Annotated in this window: 15 protein-coding genes and 1 pseudogene; 9 read left to right on the top strand and 7 right to left on the bottom strand. The window is 61.7% G+C overall.

Annotated features, from left to right (window positions below):
* The first annotated feature begins 184 nt into the window (after positions 1-184).
* Positions 185-1,378 carry an amidase gene (locus ACKFRX_RS03460; RefSeq protein ID WP_408922917.1) on the top strand — a complete coding sequence of 398 codons (1,194 nt, stop codon included), beginning with the start codon at positions 185-187 and terminating at the stop codon, positions 1,376-1,378.
* On the opposite strand, the gene ACKFRX_RS03455 is transcribed toward ACKFRX_RS03460, so the two are convergent.
* On the bottom strand, positions 1,375-1,884 hold the full coding sequence (locus tag ACKFRX_RS03455; RefSeq protein ID WP_005322490.1) for a 2'-5' RNA ligase family protein: 510 nt from the start codon (positions 1,882-1,884) through the stop codon (positions 1,375-1,377). The genes ACKFRX_RS03460 and ACKFRX_RS03455 overlap by 4 nt on opposite strands.
* Before the next feature lie 124 nt (positions 1,885-2,008).
* Between ACKFRX_RS03455 and ACKFRX_RS03450 the strand changes: the two genes are divergently transcribed.
* From ACKFRX_RS03450 to ACKFRX_RS03420, 7 genes and pseudogenes are all read left to right on the top strand, one after another.
* Complete coding sequence (locus ACKFRX_RS03450; protein WP_150851506.1) at positions 2,009-3,538, top strand: ATP-binding protein; 1,530 nt, start codon at positions 2,009-2,011, stop codon at positions 3,536-3,538.
* A 40-nt stretch (positions 3,539-3,578) separates the two neighbouring features.
* Positions 3,579-5,486 carry a fructose-specific PTS transporter subunit EIIC gene (locus ACKFRX_RS03445; protein WP_179387482.1) on the top strand — a complete coding sequence of 636 codons (1,908 nt, stop codon included), beginning with the start codon at positions 3,579-3,581 and terminating at the stop codon, positions 5,484-5,486.
* Between the two features lie 562 nt (positions 5,487-6,048).
* Positions 6,049-6,612 (top strand): CAP domain-containing protein, encoded by a 564-nt coding sequence (locus ACKFRX_RS03440; RefSeq protein WP_408928118.1) that lies wholly within the window; start codon positions 6,049-6,051, stop codon positions 6,610-6,612.
* Between the two features lie 212 nt (positions 6,613-6,824).
* Positions 6,825-7,586 carry a LamB/YcsF family protein gene (locus tag ACKFRX_RS03435; protein ID WP_005322494.1) on the top strand — a complete coding sequence of 254 codons (762 nt, stop codon included), beginning with the start codon at positions 6,825-6,827 and terminating at the stop codon, positions 7,584-7,586.
* Positions 7,586-9,160: a 5-oxoprolinase/urea amidolyase family protein gene (locus ACKFRX_RS03430; RefSeq protein ID WP_005326669.1), complete on the top strand. Its 1,575-nt coding sequence runs from the start codon at positions 7,586-7,588 to the stop codon at positions 9,158-9,160. Before ACKFRX_RS03435 ends, ACKFRX_RS03430 begins: the two co-directional genes overlap by 1 nt.
* Positions 9,150-10,931, top strand: a complete 1,782-nt coding sequence (locus ACKFRX_RS03425) for a biotin carboxylase N-terminal domain-containing protein (protein WP_284821707.1) — start codon at positions 9,150-9,152, stop codon at positions 10,929-10,931. Before ACKFRX_RS03430 ends, ACKFRX_RS03425 begins: the two co-directional genes overlap by 11 nt.
* A 68-nt stretch (positions 10,932-10,999) precedes the next feature.
* Positions 11,000-11,619: pseudogene (locus ACKFRX_RS03420) on the top strand (GntR family transcriptional regulator).
* Here ACKFRX_RS03420 and ACKFRX_RS03415 read toward each other — a convergent pair.
* The 3 genes from ACKFRX_RS03415 to ACKFRX_RS03405 form a co-directional block, all read right to left on the bottom strand.
* On the bottom strand, positions 11,616-12,386 hold the full coding sequence (locus ACKFRX_RS03415) for a putative hydro-lyase (protein ID WP_408928117.1): 771 nt from the start codon (positions 12,384-12,386) through the stop codon (positions 11,616-11,618). The pseudogene ACKFRX_RS03420 and the gene ACKFRX_RS03415 overlap by 4 nt on opposite strands.
* On the bottom strand, positions 12,386-13,549 hold the full coding sequence (locus ACKFRX_RS03410) for an NRAMP family divalent metal transporter (protein ID WP_408928264.1): 1,164 nt from the start codon (positions 13,547-13,549) through the stop codon (positions 12,386-12,388). Before ACKFRX_RS03410 ends, ACKFRX_RS03415 begins: the two co-directional genes overlap by 1 nt.
* Positions 13,550-13,736: 187 nt before the next feature.
* Complete coding sequence (locus ACKFRX_RS03405; protein WP_408928116.1) at positions 13,737-14,639, bottom strand: hypothetical protein; 903 nt, start codon at positions 14,637-14,639, stop codon at positions 13,737-13,739.
* Positions 14,640-14,890: 251 nt separating this feature from the next.
* Here ACKFRX_RS03405 and ACKFRX_RS03400 point away from each other — a divergent pair, with 251 nt between their 5' ends.
* Entirely contained in the window at positions 14,891-15,934 is a 1,044-nt protein-coding gene (locus ACKFRX_RS03400) for an RNase H family protein (RefSeq protein ID WP_225745858.1), read from the top strand.
* Between the two features lie 158 nt (positions 15,935-16,092).
* On the opposite strand, the gene galK is transcribed toward ACKFRX_RS03400, so the two are convergent.
* From galK to ACKFRX_RS03385, 3 genes are read right to left on the bottom strand one after another with little or no spacing between them, the layout of a single operon-like run.
* Entirely contained in the window at positions 16,093-17,292 is a 1,200-nt protein-coding gene (galK, locus tag ACKFRX_RS03395; protein ID WP_408919169.1) for a galactokinase, read from the bottom strand.
* On the bottom strand, positions 17,285-18,379 hold the full coding sequence (gene galT / locus ACKFRX_RS03390; RefSeq protein WP_250408864.1) for a galactose-1-phosphate uridylyltransferase: 1,095 nt from the start codon (positions 18,377-18,379) through the stop codon (positions 17,285-17,287). The genes galK and galT overlap by 8 nt, the downstream gene beginning before the upstream one ends.
* Positions 18,379-18,621, bottom strand: coding sequence for a hypothetical protein (locus ACKFRX_RS03385; protein ID WP_005322508.1), 243 nt, complete (start codon positions 18,619-18,621; stop codon positions 18,379-18,381). Before ACKFRX_RS03385 ends, galT begins: the two co-directional genes overlap by 1 nt.
* Positions 18,622-18,631: the final 10 nt, after the last annotated feature.

Below are 18,631 nucleotides of genomic sequence, written 5' to 3'. Positions count from 1 at the left end.
TACTTCTAGCCCGCTGTAAAGGGGATAAGGCTTCGGGCCGCCGTTACTGTGTGGCACATGACCCGGGCATTTTCCGGCCTTTGCTGCAAGAACTTTTCCGTGATGTACGGTAGTAACATCTGCATCCTTCTAATACATCGTTAGCATCAAAGGACGCCGACGTTGAAAGGACTTAGCCTCCGATATGCCTACTGTTTCTGATCGCCTGCACCACGCCCAGCAGGACTTTAATGCGGTGATTTCCGTCATCCCGTTTGATGAGCACGCGCTGGATGAATCGCCCACGCTTAAGGGACAGCCGGTGGCATTCAAGGACATCGTGGATGTCGCTGGGGTGTCTACCACCTGCGGCACCGAGGTGAATGTGGGCCGCACTCCGGTCAAGGATGCACCAGTGGTGCAGCGCTTGACGGCGAAGGGTGCCCTGCCGGTGGCAAAGGCGAACCTGCAGGAGTTTTCCTATGGCATTTTGGGCGATGCCTCAGCCTACGGCCGCGTGATCAACCCGCGTGACCCGGAGGTATGCGGCGGCGGTTCGAGCTCCGGTTCGGCGGCGCTGGTAGCTTGCGGGGCGCTGCAGCTTACGGTGGGCTCCGATAGCGCCGGCTCGGTGCGCGTGCCGGCCGCATGCCAAGGCGTGCTGGGGTTCAAGCCCACCTTTGGGGTGATTCCGGTCGAGGGCGTCTTCCCCTTTGCCCCGAGCTTTGATTGCATTGGTTTCTTCGCCAGCTCGATTGACCTGATTGAGCAGGCTTTTATTGCCACTGCGGAGGAGGAACCGGCCGCGGCGCAGGACGTTTCTGCTGTTGATGTCACGGCCCTTAAGGCCAAGGGCGAGCGCTTCGCTAATCTTCTGGCCGCGCTGGAGCGATCGGACTTTGAGCTCACCGAGGGCGCGGACTTGGAAGACACCATCGCCGCCACGGCCGAGCTCTACGAGCCGATGCGCTTGAAGGAGGTCTACGACGTCCACCGGCCGCTGCTGGACCAGCGCGAGAAGTACCAGGACGTGATTCTGCAGCGCGTCCTGGGCGGGGAAAATATCAGCCAGGAAGATTACGACGCGGCCGCACGGGGCGTAGAAAAGCTGCGCGAAGACGCCCTTGCCCTGCTTGCCGACGCCCCCATTATCCTCACCCCCACCCTCGATTCCGGCCCCCTCAAGTGGTCCGATATCACCCCGGACAATACCGCGGAGTCGGCCGCGAGCCTGCGGCGGTGGACCGAGCCGTTCAATGTGCTCGGCTGGCCAGCCATTACGGTGCCGCTGCGCGGCGAAGAGGAAGAAGGCGTGGGTGATGCGGTGCAGGTCGTCGGCAAGCCGGGCGAGGACCTGACCGTCCTGCGCGTTGCCCGGGCCCTACGCGCTTTACTCTAAGCCCCTGCTAGAAGGGTCTTTTCCTGCGTGCGCGGCCGCCAATAGGCGGCCTCGACGGCGGTAAGTTCCTTAAAGTGCGCTGAGGTGAGCTCGTCCATCGCTTGGATATAGCCGGGGACCTCTTCGCGCGGCAGGCGCAACCCCATGGTCAGGTGCGGGGTCCAGCGCGGCCCGCGCCCGTCCGGGTTTGCGGCGCTGATTTTTCGCGCGGCGATTTCTAACTCGTCGGTAGTCTCCAGCAGCCAGGCCACCGTCTGTTTACGCTTGGTGCCAAAAATAACGTTTCCTACCCGCCGGAAATCCGCGGGGATAACGGCCGGCAGCAACTGGGCCGCCAAATCCACCACTTCCGGCTGCATGTGCGGCGAAAAGGTGACCGTAATGTGCGGGCGTTGCTGCTGGACAGGAAAGCCGCGCTCAGCTAGGCCCGCAAAGATGTCGCGCACCTGATCTTCCTGCTTTTGCGGCAGGTAGAGCAAGATATTATCCGGCGATGCTTTACTCACGAGCGAGCGTTCCCTTTCTGTTGCGAAGTGCCTCCAGCGTACCGTTCATCACAATGAGCGAGAAGCTCCTTCCCCTCATTAAAAAATCATTGCCACTTTGCAATGAGGGTTTTATAATGACGCCATGGGTTGGGATGCAATTAGCCTCCGTGAGGCACTTGAGCAGCTGCGGCTTTTTGGCGATGACCGCACGATGCTGGAATGTAAGCGCTCCTTCCTTCGCGCACCGCATGATTTGGCTCGCACCATATGTGCTTTTGCAAACATGCCAATGGGCGGTGACATCCTTTTGGGTGTCGATCAGAGCCTCAACTTTGCCGCCACCGGCGTCGCACACCCTGCACAGGTAGAAAAGGCTGTGGCGGACCAAGCAAGAACGCTAATAGAACCTGCGCCCCAGCTCTCTTTTACCCACATCAGCATCGATGAAGCGGTAGTAATCGCAGTGACGGTAGCGCCCCTTTCACCCATGCTTAAACCAGCCCGCATCAAAGGAGAGGCCTACCTACGGCAAGCGGATGGCAATTATGTGATGGGGCCTAACGACTTGCGCATCCTCGAGGTGGCGGCACTCCACGAATCTGAGCAAGAATTTTATGACCAGCAGACAGTGCCTGGCAGCGACCTGCGGGACATGGATGAAAGCATTACGGCAGAGGCGCTACGCGCAGCCCGCTCACGCAGTAGGCGCCTATCCACCATCACGGAGGACAAGCGCCTCCTCGAGGTACTTGGCGCAACCGTAAACGGGCAACTGACCGTAGCCGGAAATTATGCCCTCGGCTTCTTGCCGCAGGGAAAAGTACCTGCCCTCGGGGTAACCGCGGCGGTGCAGCTTCCGCGGGAGCACGCCGCGCGCACGCGGAACCTCACCCATTTCGACGGCCCTCTACCCGCTCTCCTCGATGATGTGGTGGATTGGCTGCGTGCCAATCTGCAGGCCGACCTGCGCTATGCGGAAAGCGGTCATGTGGAAGAGATCCCGGAAATTCCGCCGGCCGCCCTTCGGGAGGCTGTAGCCAACGCGTTAGTGCACCGGGATTTAGGACCGCACACGCGAGGCGTGGGAAAAAGAATTGAGGTTCGCATCACCCGGCAGGCAGTGATCATTACTAGCCCTGGTGGGCTGCGAGGGGTCTCGGTCTCCCAATTGACCAGCACCACCTTATCCAAAGCTGCAGTAAATCAGCGCCTTTATGAGCTTGCCAAACTAGTTCGCACCAGCGAAGGACACCCGGTCATTGAAGGCGAGGGCGGAGGAATCCGAGAGATGATTCGTGCCTGTTTAGATGCAGGCCTAGCTGCACCGCGCCTTATAGATACTGGCACCGAGTTTCGTGTCATCTTCCCCCGCACCAGGCCTGATAGCCCGCATCGGGTTTCTGCCCGTGCCGCGATGAGAGCAGTGGAAGCCAGCGTAGAGGACGAGCTTAGTCAGCTGGGTAAGAACGTTCCGCAAGTTTTTCACAGTATGCAGCTCGGCGCGGAGGCGGACTATGCTCCCGCCTTAAGCCTTCACGAGATCGCGGAACGCACCCAACTCAGTACCGGGCAAGCGCGCTACGCACTCAAGGCCTTGGAGAGGAAGGGCTGGATTGTCATGCGGGGCCAGCGTGGCTCGCAACGCACGACTTACCAGATCCGCAGAGAATAGACGCACCGGCTCTTGTGCCAACGCAAACGATTGCCGTTTAATGAGAACCATGAGCACTACAGAGTCATCGCCCCTCATCCTCGCCATCACGGCGTGTCCGACGGGCATCGCGCATACCTATATGGCGGCCGAGAACCTCGAGGCCGCAGCCCAAGAACTTGGCTACCGCATCAAGATTGAAACTCATGGTTCCATCGGCGTCGAGGGAGCCTTTAGCAAGCAAGACATCGAGGAAGCCGACGCCGTTGTCATTGGTGCCGATACGGTCATTTCCAAGGACCGCTTCCACGGCAAGCGTCTCGAGGCCACCGGCGTGGACGAGGCCATCAAGCATCCGAAGGAACTGCTCAGCAGGTCCTTGAGCGCCTCGCGCTGGGAGGGCTCTTCCGAGAAGACGGAGGAAGAGACGCCTCGCAAGAATAGCGTGGGTCAAACCTTGTACAAGGCGCTGATGAACGGCGTCTCGCACATGATCCCGTTCGTGGTGACCGGTGGTCTGCTCATTGCGGTCGCCCTCTCCATCGGCGGCACGCCCACGCCTGAGGGCATGGCGATTCCAGAAGATAGCTTCTGGAACACGGTCAATGAGCTCGGCGCCCTGGCGTTCTCACTGATGGTCCCGGTGCTCTCCGGCTACATTGCGGTGGGCATCGCGGATCGCCCAGGCCTTGCCCCTGGCCTTATTACCGGACTCATCGCCACCACCGGCTCCCTTTACGGTTCTGAGGCAGGTGCCGGATTCTTGGGCGGCATTGTCACCGGTATTTTGTCCGGTTATGTGGCTCTTGCCATTAAGAAGATTCCGGTGCACAAGTTCATCGCACCGATTTGGCCCATCATCGTCATCCCGATTTTCACCACGCTCATCGTGGGACTCATCTTCATCTTGCTCATTGGCGCACCGGTCTCGGCCGCGTTCGAGGCAATGACCAACTATCTCGCTGGAATGCAGGGCTCCTCCGTCATCGTGCTAGGCCTTATCCTGGGCGCCATGATCGCCTTCGATATGGGTGGTCCCTTCAATAAAACGGCTTTCCTCTTCGGCGGCGGCATGATCGCGGCCGGCAATGCGGCGCCGATGGGCATGGCGGCATGTGCGATTGCCGTACCTCCCCTCGCCGTGGGCGTAGCTACGCTCCTGCGCCGCCGCTGGTTTACCAAGGCCGAAAAGGATGCGGGCATCGCCGCGTTGTTCATGGGATTCTTCGGCATTACCGAGGGCGCCATTCCGCTCGCGGCTGCACGCCCGCTACAGGTCATCCCCGCCAATGTTGCCGGTGGTGCCGTAGCCGGTGCGCTCGCCGGTCTTTTCGGTGCACAAGACCACGTCATGCACGGCGGCCCGATCGTCGCGGTGCTCGGCGCGGTAGATAACGTCGTTGGCTTCTTTATCGCCATGCTTGCCGGCATCGTTGTTTGCGCTGGCCTTATTCTCCTGCTGGTGGGATTGACGCAGCGCAAGGATAAGCCACTTGTTGCAGTCGATACGATTAGCCTCGATAAAGATCTGGGTTCTTCTAGCGAAGAGGTCATTCGCTCCATGGTGAAGCTCACCTCCGCGCGCATGTCTGATGCCGAGGCGGTCGCTAGCGCCGCATTGAAGCGCGAATCTACCCGTTCCACTGGTGTGGGCCACGGCGTGGCCATTCCGCACGCTCGGTCTGCCGGAGTGAAGGTACCAACGCTCGCCTTCGCCCGCCTGCCGCACGGCGTCACGTGGGCAGAGGGCGAAGACCCGACCACCTTGGCCTTCCTTATTGCTGTTCCGGATAACGCTGGAAAGCAGCACCTCAAGCTGCTGTCCAAGCTGGCGCGCAACATCATGAAGGAGGACTTCCGCGCACAACTCCACGGCGCGAAGACCCGCAAGGAAGCTGCCGACATCATTTCCCAGGTACTCTCCCCTGCACCAGCGACTGACAAGGCGGCCGCAACCACTCAGGCCTAAATAGTCTTGCAACTGCAAGCGCTCAGCGATTTCCCCGCTGGGCGCTTTTCTTATGCCAATATTGCGCAGGGATGGGGCGGAGGGACGGTTTCGAGGGAGTGGTAGCGGCAGCGCGGCAGGCTCAAGCAAGATCACGGATCACCCTGGTGCCCTCTTATGATCCTTAGACAGCCAGAGAACCACAAGGTTTCTCATAGGCTCTATCAAGAAACTGGCCAGTTTTGCCAGAAGGGGACTTAAAACTAGGCCCACATACCTTAAAACAATCTCATTTCCCTGGGAACCTGAGATATTGGTTGAAATCTACCCCCGTGGGGGCGGGGAGCTGAGCGCCATCACTGAGGGAATTTAGGGGTTTCCTAACTCAAATCGAGAAATAACTAAGAGGCAATTAGTTTTACGCGACATCAACTTCAAGAATCCTAATATTTGCTGGTCAGCTGGATTTTACCCGGGCAGAATTGATTAACTTTTAAGTGAAGGGGAACGGAAGTTAGCCGTTAACACTCCAAGATCCCCGCCCTATAGATTCCCGCTAGGTTCCAGTAGAAAGGTACCGCTCATGTTCACCCCCAAAGTTCACTTCTCCGCCAAGAAGTTCGTCGCTCCGGCACTTGCAGCAGCCGTCGCACTCGGTGTTGGCGTAGCCCCTGCAGAGGCATCGAGCTCTTTGAGCAGCTTCGGTCGCGTGAACCTTCCGGTACCCTCCGTCAACCTGCCTGCCGCTCCGGCTGCCGCCGCAAAGCCAGTTGCTCCGGCCTCCAACCGCGTACAGAGCATCATCAATCACACCAACGCTTACCGCCAAGCACACGGCCTGCGCCCGGTTCGCGCCAATGGTGCACTCAATGGACTGGCTCAGGATTGGGCCAACCAGCTGGTTCGCGCCAATAAGCTCAGCCACCGCCCACAGCACTGGAACTACTACCCTTCCAATATCCCGGCCGGCGGCGAGAACGTCCTGCAGGCATGGAGCGACTACTCCGATGCACAGCTGGTTAAGCTCTGGTACGAATCCCCGGGCCACCGCAAGATCATGCTCGACCCGCGTGCCAAGACCATCGGCGTTGGTGTTGCCGTCAACTCTGAGGGCAAGCTCTACGCTGTCCAGAACTACGGCCGCTAAAGATTTCACAAGCTAGGGCCTTCGGGCCCTTGGGCTCTAGCGGGCCACGCCGCCTCCTCCCGGACCTCTTACCCGGGGCGGGGCGGTTTTCTCGTACCTAGGTGGGGGTGCGCACGCGGGTAAATGAAACGTAACCGCCTTCACAAATGGCAGTGGCGAGGGTTACACTTAATGACATTCGAATTGTTCAACAATCTTAAGGACGGTGTTGAATGTCCTCGCTCCATATCGATCTCAATGCGGATTTGGGAGAGACTACTGCAGGCAACCCGGTCGCAGATGACGCGGCAATGCTGGAGATGGTGTCCTCCGCAAACGTGGCCACCGGCTTCCATGCGGGCGACCCGCACTCGATTGCCTGCACCCTCAAGGCGGCAGCAGAAGCAGGCGTGACCGTAGGCGCGCACGTAGGTTATAACGACGCCGCAGGTTTCGGCCGCCGTTTTATCGATTACAACCCGGACGAGCTAGCAGACGAGGTGACCTACCAAATTGGCGCGCTCGACGCTTTGGCCCGCGCCAATGGCACCAAGGTTTCCTATGTGAAGCCGCACGGTGCGATGTATAACGCAATCGTGAAAGATGAGGCGCAAGCAGAAGCCGTCATCAAGGGCATTAAGGCCTTCGGAGACTTGCCGGTGATGTTACTGCCAGGGGGTGTAGCGGTGGACGTCGCCAAGCGCAGCGGGCTTAACGTCATCCGTGAGGCTTTTGCGGACCGCAACTACAACCCCGATGGCACGCTGGTCTCACGCAAGGAAGCCAATGCGGTGCTTGGCAGTGCCGATGAGGTGGTGCAGCGAGTTCTTGAGGTGGCGCAGACCGGGTCGATTACGGCCGTGGATGGCACGAAGTTAGAGGTGGATGCGCAATCCGTATGCACCCACGGCGATTCGCCCGGCGCGGTGAAGCTGCTGCGCGGCGTGGTGGAGCGCCTGCGGGAAGAAGGCATCGAGATTCGGAGCTTTATCTAATGCACATTAATTTTGTGGGCACGCGCGCGTTGCTCATTGACCTGGATGGATTGAACCAGGTGATGGATTGGCACGCGGCGCTTTCTGCCAAGCCGTTGAAGAATCAGGTGGACTGCATCGCGGCCGCCACCACCCTGCTGCTGACGTTTGAAGCGCCGGATTCGGCGCGCGATGCAGCGGAATTCCTGCAGGACTTCTCCCCTGCCGCCGCGACGGCTGCGGAGGCCCGAACGGTAGAAATCGATGTGCTCTATGACGGCGAGGATGTGGACGAGGCCGCGGACCTGCTGGGCCTTTCGCGCGAGGCGCTCATTGACTGGCATACCTCTACCGAGTGGACCGCGGCTTTCGGTGGCTTTGCCCCGGGCTTTACCTACTGTGCGCCGTCGGAGCCCTCCCAGGCGCGAGCGGTGCCCCGCCGCTCCAGTCCCCGTACCGCGGTGCCGGCCGGTGCTGTAGGTATCGCGGGTGAGTTTTCCGCGGTGTACCCGCGCGTTTCCCCGGGCGGCTGGCAGCTTTTGGGCACCACCAATACGCCGATGTGGGATTCCAATGCCAACCCGCCGGCGCTGGTACAGCCGGGCGACCGCGTGCGCTATCGCAGCGTGGATAAGCTGCCTGAGCTTGTTGATCACTCTGCCCGCTCGAAGCGCGCCCCTGCCCGCTTGCCGCGCATGGAGGTTATCGATGCCGGCCTGCTCACCCTCTACCAAGACCTGGGCCGCCCCGGTGTGGGCGATCTCGGCGTGACTCCCTCCGGTGCTGCCGACCGCGCCGCCGCCGCGACCGCCAATGTGGCCGTGGGCAACCCGCGCGGGGCAACGGTGCTGGAGAATATCGGCGGCATTAAGCTCCACGCGCTCACCGATACCGTCATTTGCGTCACCGGCGCTACCGCGCGTGTGCGCCTCGGCGAGATGCCGGTTCACCTCGCCCGCCCAGTGCTGGTCACGGCCGGGCACACCGTCTCGGTGGATCCTGCAACGGTAGGCATGCGCAATTACGTGGCCATCCGCGGCGGCATCATCGCCGAATCCGAGCTTGGCTCCGCGGCCACCGACGTCCTTTCTGGCCTTGGCCCGGACCCGGTCACCACCGGCGATGTCATCGGCGTGCTACCGCGCTCTACCGGCATGACCGACGCCCAGCTGGCTAACCCACTGCGCGTGCGTGAAAGCTCCGACGGCAAGACCCGCGCCACCTTGCGCTGCGTGCTCGGACCCCGTGATGACTGGTTTGGCGATAATGTCTCCGCCTTCCTAGATACCGAATGGACCGTCACCTCGGACTCCAACCGCGTGGGCCTGCGCCTCGATGGCGAAGAGCCGATTGAACGCGTTAAAGACGGCGAGCTCCCCTCTGAGGGCATGGTCGCCGGATCGATCCAAATCCCGCCCAATGGCAAGCCCGTAGTCTTCCTGCGCGATCATGCCGTGACCGGCGGCTACCCCGTTATCGCTACCGTCTTGGAAGAAGATATTGATATCGCCGCGCAGCTGCCACCCGGCGCGCGCGTGAACTTTGAACTCGTAGCACCCCAAGCCTTGAACACTGGAGATAAGAATGCAGATTAAGACCGTCCTCATTGCTAACCGCGGCGAGATTGCCGTGCGTATCGCCCGCGTCGCCCGCGACCTGGGCATTAAGTCCATCGCCATTTACTCCGAAGCGGACGCAGGTGCCCTGCATACCCAGGTAGCCGATGAAGCTTATGCGCTGCCGGGCAATACCGCGGCCGATACCTACATGAACGTGCCCGCGCTACTTGATATCGCGGTGCGCGCCGGTGCCGATGCCATCCACCCGGGCTACGGCTTCTTGTCCGAAAACGCCGACTTTGCCCGCACGGTTACCGAGGCCGGCATGATCTGGATTGGCCCTTCCCCGGAGTCCATCGAGTTGCTCGGTGACAAGATCGCTGCGCGCCGCGTGGCCGAGGAGGTCGGCGCGCCGCTGGCACCGGGTACCTCCGATCCCATCGATGACTGGCAGGAGGCCCGCGCCTTCGCCGAAGAGCACGGCCTGCCCATTGCCATCAAGGCCGCTTATGGCGGCGGCGGACGCGGCTTGAAGGTCGTGGACAATATGGAAGAGATCGAGGGCGCGTTCAACTCCGCCGGCCGCGAGGCCATGGAGGCTTTCGGCCGCGCCGAGTGCTACGTGGAGAAATTCCTCACCCACCCGCGCCACGTGGAGGCCCAGGTGCTGGCCGATACGCACGGCAATGTGCGCGTGCTCGGCACCCGCGATTGCTCCACCCAGCGCCGCTTCCAAAAGCTCATTGAGGAAGCTCCGGCGCCCGCGCTTTCCGACGCCCAACGCAACGGCATCATCGAAGGCGCGCGCTCCATTTGTTCCAAGGTGGGCTACACCGGCGCCGGCACCGTGGAATACATCGTTTCCGAGGACGGCACCATTTCCTTCCTCGAGGTCAATACCCGAGTCCAGGTCGAACACCCAGTTACCGAGGTAGTCACTGGCACCGATATCATCGCCGAGCAATTCCGCATCGCGGCCGGCGAGCCGCTGTCCTTCGATGAGGATCCGCAGTCCCACGGCCATGCTTTTGAGTTCCGTATCAATGCCGAGGACATTCTCAATGGCTTCGCCCCGTGCCCTGGTACTATCGTCTCCTTCGAGCCGCCCACCGGCCCGGGCATCCGCGTGGATTCCGCGGTGCGCTCTGGCTCCATCATCCCGCCATACTATGACTCCCTGATTGCCAAGCTGGTGGTGTGGGGCCCGACCCGCGAGATCGCCCTGGCCCGCGCCCGCTTTGCCCTGCGCGAGTTCACCGTCACCGGCGTGCGCACCGTGCTGCCGTTCCACCGCGACATGATGGATGAGCCCGCACTCATCGGCACCGCCGCCCCGGCAGACGATGCCGCTGCCGCTGGCGCCTCCGAGATCGGCGTATTTACGGACTGGGTGGATCACAACTACCGCCCGTCTGCCGCCAACCAGGTGGAAAAGGTCGAGGCCATTTACACCCAGCGCCGCACTGTGGCCGTGGAAATCGACGGCAAGCTGGTCAACGTCGGCGTGCCCGTGGACTTCCTCGCCGCGCCGGGCGCCGGCTCGGCCGGTGGTTCTGCCTCCACCGCGCCGTCTTCGGCCGGCGCGCAGTCCACCGATGACAATGCGGTCACCTCCCCGTTCGAGGCCAACCTCGTGGCCTGGAACGTTGCGGACGGCGATACCGTGGCCGAGGGCGATGCCATCGCCACCGTCGAGGCCATGAAGATGGAATCGGCCATCAAGGCTCCGCGCGGCGGTACCATCAAGCTCCTGGCCGCAGAAGGTGACCGTCTGGATTCCTCCAAGGTCATCGCGACCATCGATTAGCGCTCGCGCCATCGTTATGCACCCCATCTTCAATGTGAGGTGCATAACTTTTTAGTACAGTTGTGGTCATGCTTTCCCAGTCTGTCGCCTCCGAGTTGCGCGAGGCCATCTCCGCCGGCGAGTTTCAGCCGGGCGAGCAGCTCAGCGAGGTCAAGGCGGCCGAGCGCTTTCACTGCTCGCGCAATACCCTCCGCGAGTCCTTCACTAGGCTGGCCGCGGAACGCATTGTGGAACGCATCCCTAACCGGGGTGTTTTCCTTGCGACGCCCGATGCAGACTATATCCGCGACCTCTTTGCCGCCCGCGCAGCCATCGAGCCCGCGGCGGTGCGCTGGGCGAGTTTGCTGATGCCCCCTCGCTCGTTACCCTCACTTCCTCCGCCTTCGACTACGCGGCACGCGGCGAGCACCAAGAAGTCTCCGCCATCAACCAACGCTTCCACCGCACGCTGGTGGCCGCGCTGGGCTCGCCCACCCTTAATGAGCAGATGGATAACCTGCTCGCCCGCATGCGGCTCACCTTCTTGCTAGCAATCCCGCGCTACCCGCAGCTGCATGCGGACCACATTCAAGGCAATATCACCTTGGCCACGCTTATCGCAGATGGAAAACGCCTCGAGGCCGCCACGCTTTCGCATGACAGCCTCATGAATACCTGCGAGAAGATCCTCGCCGTGCTGGACGATTAAGGAATGAGAAAATCTTGATCGCGGGCGTTGGTCACGAGCATCTGGCCCGGTGCGTGCGTAATAGCTAAGCGCGGCTTAGATTCCATCACGATGGCCTGCGGGGTCACACCACAGGCCCAAAAGACCGGCAGGCAGCCCTCCGGCACTTCGCCCGGATCACCAAAGTCCGGGCGGTTCAAGTTCTCAATGCCAATGGCCGCCGGGTCACCCACGTGAACCGGGGCGCCGTGAACTGATGGGTAACGGGAGGTAATCCGCACGGCATCGGAGACCTGCGCGGCCGGAATAGGGCGCATGGAGACTACCATGGGCCCGGAAAAGACACCGGCCGGGGTGGTGGGAATCGTGGTTTTAAACATCGGCACGTTGCGCTGCTGGGCAATGTGCGCGACCTCAATGCCGTTATCCTGCAGCGCAGTCTCAAAGGTAAAAGAGCAACCGATGAGGAAGCTGACCATGTCTGGGGTGTAGTACGGGGTGGCGTCGGCAAGCGTGGCTGTATGCTCGCCGTTTTCAAAGACGCGGTAGGCCGGAATATCGGTGCGGATGTCCCCACCCGGCAGTAGCTCGGAGGTGTACTGACCGGCTTCCAGCACGCCCACAATCGGGCATGGCTTGGGATTTCGCTGGGCAAAGAGCAAGAAATCGAAGGCATATTCCTGCGGCACGGCCAGCAGGTTAGCCTGCATGAAGCCGCGGGCATGCCCGGCGGTGGTGGCCATGTCATGGCTGCGCGCATACTCGCGCACCTGCTCTGGGGCCTGCATTATGCCCACAGTTCAGTAATGCCGGAGAAAGCCTTGAAGCCGATGAAGATGGTGAGCACCCACGCCAGGGCGCCGATAACCAGCAACCACTTGGGATACTTATAGCCCTGCAGGAGATCGCGGCGGCGCCAGGCCACCCACATCACGAGAGCGAAACCGATGGGCAGGATCAGGCCATTGATGGCGCCGGCGAAGATGAGCAACTTCTGCGGCGCGGAGTTGATGGCCACAAAGACTACCGTGCACACCGCAATAAAGATGATGGTGAGGATATTGCGGGTGCGCGTCGAGGTGTCCTGGGAGGTCACGAAGGATACCGAGGTATAGGCGGCACCGATAACCGAGGACAAACCGGCCGCGAAGAGGACCACACCGAAGGCACGCAGGCCAAACTCGCCGGCGGCATTGTAGAAAGCATCGGCCGCGGTGTTGTCGTCCGAAAGCGCCACGCCGGTGGCCACCACACCGAGAACCGCCAAGAAGAGGAGCATACGCATGATGCCGGTGACCACGATGCCGCTTACCGAGGTATAGGTAATGTTCTTGACGTTTTCCACGCCGGTGTGGCCGGAATCGATGAGGCGGTGCGCGCCGGCAAAGGTGATATAACCACCCACGGTGCCGCCAATGATGGTGGTGATGACGAAGAAGTCGATCTCGCCCGGAGCGACGGTATTCTTGAGCGCCTCCCCCACCGGTGGCTGGCTGACCACCGCAACGTAAAGCATCAGCAAGATCATGACCGCGCCCAGGACCGCGACGAGACGGTCAAGCGCCATGCCCGCCTTCTTGGAGAGGAAGATAAAGATCGCGATGGCCGCGGCGATGACGCCACCGATGCGCGAGTCGATGCCCAGCATCGCGTTAATGCCCAGGCCAGAACCGGCGATATTGCCGATATTAAAGACCGCACCACCGATAAACACGAATACGGCAAGCACCCAGCCCAGGCCGGGAAGCACGGTATTGCCCAGAGTGTTGGCGCGCATACCGGTCACGCAGAGAACTCGCCACACATTGAGCTGGATAGCGATATCAACGAGGATGGACAGCATAATCGCAAACGCGAAGGATGCGCCCATCTGCACGGTAAAGACCGAGGTCTGGGTCAAAAATCCCGGACCGATGGCGGAGGTGGCCATGAGGAACATGGCACCGGCCATGGCGCCGAGGCCCTTGGGCGGGGTCTTGTCCCCCGCCTGCGCCGGAGTGGCGTGTGATGTCTCAGCACTCACTAGATTTCACCTTTCGTGATGCAGGTCGCATTAGTTTGTGATGCGCATCATCTTAAAGGTTGCTATGCCTTTTGTTCAACAACTTTTATGTATTGTGGGGTGGTGCGGGGGTGATCTAGGCTACTTTTCTCGTTCGTTTTGCCAGGTGGCTGGCGATTATCCGCAATGCCTCGTCCGGCGCTTTCATATCGCTGGGGCCAAAGCACAGCACCACGTATCCGCGGTTTTCTAGCGCTCGCTGCCTCTTTACCTGCTGCTTGACCACGTGGGCGGGTGCCTCGCCATAGGTACCGTCATACTTGGCATCGCCATCGACCTCGAGCACCAACCAGCCATCGAGACAGAGATCCGCCCGATATTTCCCGAGCAGCGGTTTCTGCGGCTCAATTTTCACCTGCGGGAAACGCTCAATAATGAGGGCTCGCAGATAGGACTCATAGGGCGATTCCGATCCGCCATACGCGTGCTCGATAACCTTACGCATGGCTGCTTGTCCCCTCGTGCGCTGCATTTTTGCCAGTTCTTCGCGCAGGTCGTATGTAGTGACGTCGTGTCGGCCGAGGGCAGAATCAGTAGCTACCAGGCCATCTGGGAAGCCGTGTAGCCGGGCGATTTCGAGGCAGGTGCGGGCGGGATTCGTGGCGCGCACACCCGCAATCGACACCGTGGATTCTTGAAGGGACTTTACTCGGCGGTACCGGTAGCCTTTCGGGGTGAGCCTGCGTGGGGGAATGCTTCCCGAAGGCACCGCTAACTCCACCTCCTCCCCTTCCCTGGAAATTACCCACATTCCCCACAGCCGCGCGGCCGATTTGCCGATGAGGACGGCGCGGTGGGTGCTCCACCCGGCAGCGACTACTTTGGCGAATTGTTGTTTATGGCGAACCCATTGCCTCCAGGTGGCCGTGGGAACGGCGACCCAGGGCGCTATCTGGGTGAGCTCACCGCGCTGGAGGGCTAAATGGTGCGGACTTTCGGCTCCGGCGTAACGAAGGTTGATGAAGTGATCTGTAATCATGGTTTCATCTTCGCGGCTGGCGGGGCGGGGCACGCGTCATGAGGCTCAGGAAGGTGAATTTCCGAGGACCTTGAGTGAGGGTCGGAATATTAGGTCCAAGGTGATCGGGCCGAATTGAGGGCGTTGAGGCTGAATTGAGGGTGGGTTGTACTCAGATCGGCTCGATCACATTCGACCTAAGGAGAAGCAGTTCACAGCGGCGGTGTGGGGGATAATTCAGCAGCACGGTTAACCGTGCTTTACTAGAGATAATGGAACCCATCGAGCTCTCAGAACTAACCGGTACGCAATCGCGCACCTACGGCACCCGCAAGATCACCTCGGATATGGTCTCGGCACCAATCCACGTTGCGGTCGCGCTCTGGGACGAGCGTTGGGATTCCGCCCCCAACGGCACCATCGAAGGCTGGGTCATCGCGGTCAATACCAAGCAGACGCGTTTTGTGCGCCGCGGCCAAACGAAGAAGGGCGATATCGTCGATATCGCCGTGCGCGAGGTCAAACGCGCGCTCAAGGGACTCGACGGGCGTGTATGGATTGTCACTGGTCGCAGGCAGAACGCGTTGCGAGCGGCACTCACGGCTGACGGTTTCACGGTGACGGGAAGCTTTGCGGGAGAAAATAGGGCGTCGAAAAGCGCGAGCTCTGTGCGCAGAAAACAAGCCGGCCTGACCGCTCGCAAGGCGCGCAAGATGGGTGAGGCGCCGAAAAAGAAGCAAGCGGCACAAGTAGAGACGCCGAAAGCGCACTGGTGGCCGAACTTCTCGCGCGCTTCCTCGTGGGCCGAGGGCGACGTGGTGCGCATAGCCACCGATGCTTCCTCGGATACCGTATTCAAGGGGTCGATGTGCTTCGTTGCGGGCAACGGCGACTACCGGTTACGGACTCGAGAAACCAAGGCGAGCACGGATGAGCTTGAGCTCGAAGCACTGACGCTCGCACTGAAATACCTGCTCAAGGTGGGTGCGCGCAAGGCGGTCATTGAGTCCGATTCCGTAGCCGCTTTGGAGGCGGTCGAGCAGATTGTGCATAAGCGCGGCTCTAAAGCATCACGGCCGGGGCGCACGTGGCGAGGGGTGTCTTCGGGTGCGCGGTCCCGGTTCCAGCAAGCTTGGGGTGATATCCAAGGCCAATGCGAGGTCGACATTCGCCGTGTGCTCGGGCATGCGGGCGATCCGCTGAATCGGGCGGCCGACCAGATTGCGTACATGGGGTTGCGCGCGATTGCGCATCCAATGAAGCAGTCTCGCGAGACGCTGCGCGAGGGGATTCAGAAAGCTCTCTCGGCGTTGTGAACCAAACGCTAAAGGCTTAGGGCTGATCTGATCAGGCCGAATTGAGGGAGTTAGGGCCGATCTGAGGCGGCCCAGCCTTCAGATCAGCCTGATCAATATGGACCTAACGACGAGAGGCGCGCTGGGGGTCGCGACCGAGCCGAGCCCGGAGGCGGAGCTTAAGCCAGGCGGCGGGCGCCGTCTCCCGGGCGAGCCACCAAGAAGGTGGGCTCTGGGAAGCCGCGGGATGCCGCGGCGTCGTGGATGGCTTCGGCGGTGGACTCGACGGCGGAGCGCGGGATGAGCGCGATGACTGCGCCGCCGAAGCCGCCACCAGTCATGCGGGCGCCGATTTCCCCGGCCGCGGTGAAAGCAGAGTCGAGTTCCGAAGTGGTGACTTCATACAGGTCGCGCAGGGAAAGGTGGCTTTCGCGCATGAGGCGGCGGAACTCTGCCGGGTCGGATGAGGTGAGCGCGGTAGCGGCGGCTAAGGTGCGCTCAGTCTCTTCCGCCACGTGGCGCACGCGGCGGCGGTAGAGTTCAGCCTCCTGGGGGTTGACGGTTGCGGCGAAGGCGACGGCATCCGGGATTTCGCGGATGGAGCGGCCGGCGGCAGCCTGGACGGCGTCGATGATGCCGCGGCGGGAGGCATATTGGCCGTCGGAAAGCGTGTGCGGCGCATTGGTGTCCGCGATAAGCAGCACCATGTCCTGGGCCTCGATATTAAACGGCACGCGCTCGACGGCGCCGGTGGAAAAGTCCAGGAATAGCGCCTTGCCGCGCTGGCCGAACAGGCTGGCATTTTGATCCAAGCCGCCGGTAGAGGCGCCAACCACTTCGTTCTCGGCGCGGATGCAGGCTTGGGCCAGCTGCGCGCGGGCGGCGTCATCGGGGGCGTTGCCGTGGCAGAGCTCGTAGGCGGCCACTGCCACGGAGCACTCAAGGGCGGCGGAGCTGGACAGGCCAGAGCCGACGGGGACATCAGAGACGATGGCAATATCGAGGCCGGTGCAGGTCAGGACATCCGCCGCAGTGGCGGCCCAGATGGTGCCGGCGACGTAGCCGGACCAGTTGGAAGGGTGTCCGGGGCGGACTTCGGAGAGTGGGAGGCTGGCCTGGGCAACGCTGCCGTCGAATTCGGAGGCCATTCGGATAAGGCCATCGGTGCGGGGCGCGACGGCAACGGCGGTGTTTTGTTCCAGCGCAAAGGGAATGGAAGCACCGCCGGCGTAATCGATGTGCTCGCCGATGAGGTTGACGCGGCCGGGAGCGGCCCACACGCCGGCGGGCCCGGGCGCGTCCGGGAAGGCAGCGGCGAAGAGGTCGCGGGCCGCGGCGGCAAGCTCCGCATCGCTGCGGGTATCAATCCAGTTAAGCATCCCAGATCTCCTTGAAGCGGGCGGCGATGCGCTCCGGGGTGGTGTCATTAATCCACACGGCCTGCGAGGACTCGGAACCGGCGAGGTACTTCATGCGGCCGGGCGAGCGCATGAGCGAAAAGAGCTGCAGGTGCATGCGGATGCCGGGGCGCAGGTCCGGGTCCACCGGCGCTTGGGTCCAGCCGGCGATATACGGGGTCTTGTCCACGCCATCGAAGAAGCGGTCCACGGCGGAGTAGAGCTTTTTGAGGAGGGGCGCGAGGTCGGCGCGTTGGGCGTCGGTAAGCGCGGCGAAATCGGGTACTTCCTCGTTGGGCAGGACCATGGCTTCGAGCGGCCATTTCGCGGCGGCGGGAACGAAGACGGTGAAGTGCTCGGTTTCGGTGATGATGCGGGTGCCGGCGGCGCGCTCGCGATCAAGGAGATCCTGGAAGAGGTCGCCGTCATAGGCGCGGGCGGAATCCACGATGGAACGCAGGCGCGGCGAGAGGAAGGGATAGGAGTAGATCTGGCCGTGCGGGTGTTGGAGGGTCACGCCGATTTCTTCGCCGCGGTTTTCAAAGGGGAATACCTGCTCCACGCCGTCGATCTGGGATAGCGCGGCGGTGCGGTGAGCCCAGGCCTCGATGACGGTGCGGATGCGCGATTCTGGGAGGTCCTTGAAGGACAGGGCTGGGTCCTCGGTGAAGCACACCACCTCACAGCGGGCGCGGGCGGGAAGGCGCGGCACCATGCCGAGCAGGTTGTCATCCTCCGGGTGCTCGATGTCTGCGGTGGTGGCAAAAGACGGGAAGCGGTTTTCAAAGACCACCACGTCATAGCTGGGGCTGGGGATCTCCGTGGGTAGCTGGCCTTCGCGCGTGGGCGCCAGCGGGTTCTCGTTGGCCGGTGGCAAGAAGGTGCGGTTCATGCGGTGGGCGGCAAAGGCCACCCAATCCCCCGTTAGGGGATCCCGGCGCATTTCGGAAGCGGGGGCGACGGTGGGGATATCGCGGGCGTCGACAAGCACGCGGTCGGGGTGGGGCTGGTCGTCGAAGTAGAGGATCTCGCGGCCGTCGGCAAGCGTGGCGGAGGTGATCTCAACCATTAGTTTTCTCCTGGGATGGTGATGGGCTTCAGGCGTGCCCACAGCACAAAGGCGGCGGCCACGGCCAGCAAAGCAAGGCTTGCCCATAGGTTATCGCTGGCGTTCTTCGCCTGCCCGGTATCCGGGTTGATGCCTGGGTCAAGGAAGAAATAGCAGCCGAGCAAAATCAGGCCGTAGAGGCCGAGGAGTGCGGCGATGACGTTGCGCAGGTCGAATGCACCCGCGCGCTTTTTCTCAGACATGTTGGGCTCC

This window comes from Corynebacterium tuberculostearicum, from assembly GCF_046097465.1.
Lineage (GTDB): Bacteria > Actinomycetota > Actinomycetes > Mycobacteriales > Mycobacteriaceae > Corynebacterium > Corynebacterium tuberculostearicum_I.
The sequence above is the reverse complement of the archived record's forward strand: the minus strand, read 5'-3'. Positions and strand labels throughout refer to the sequence as shown.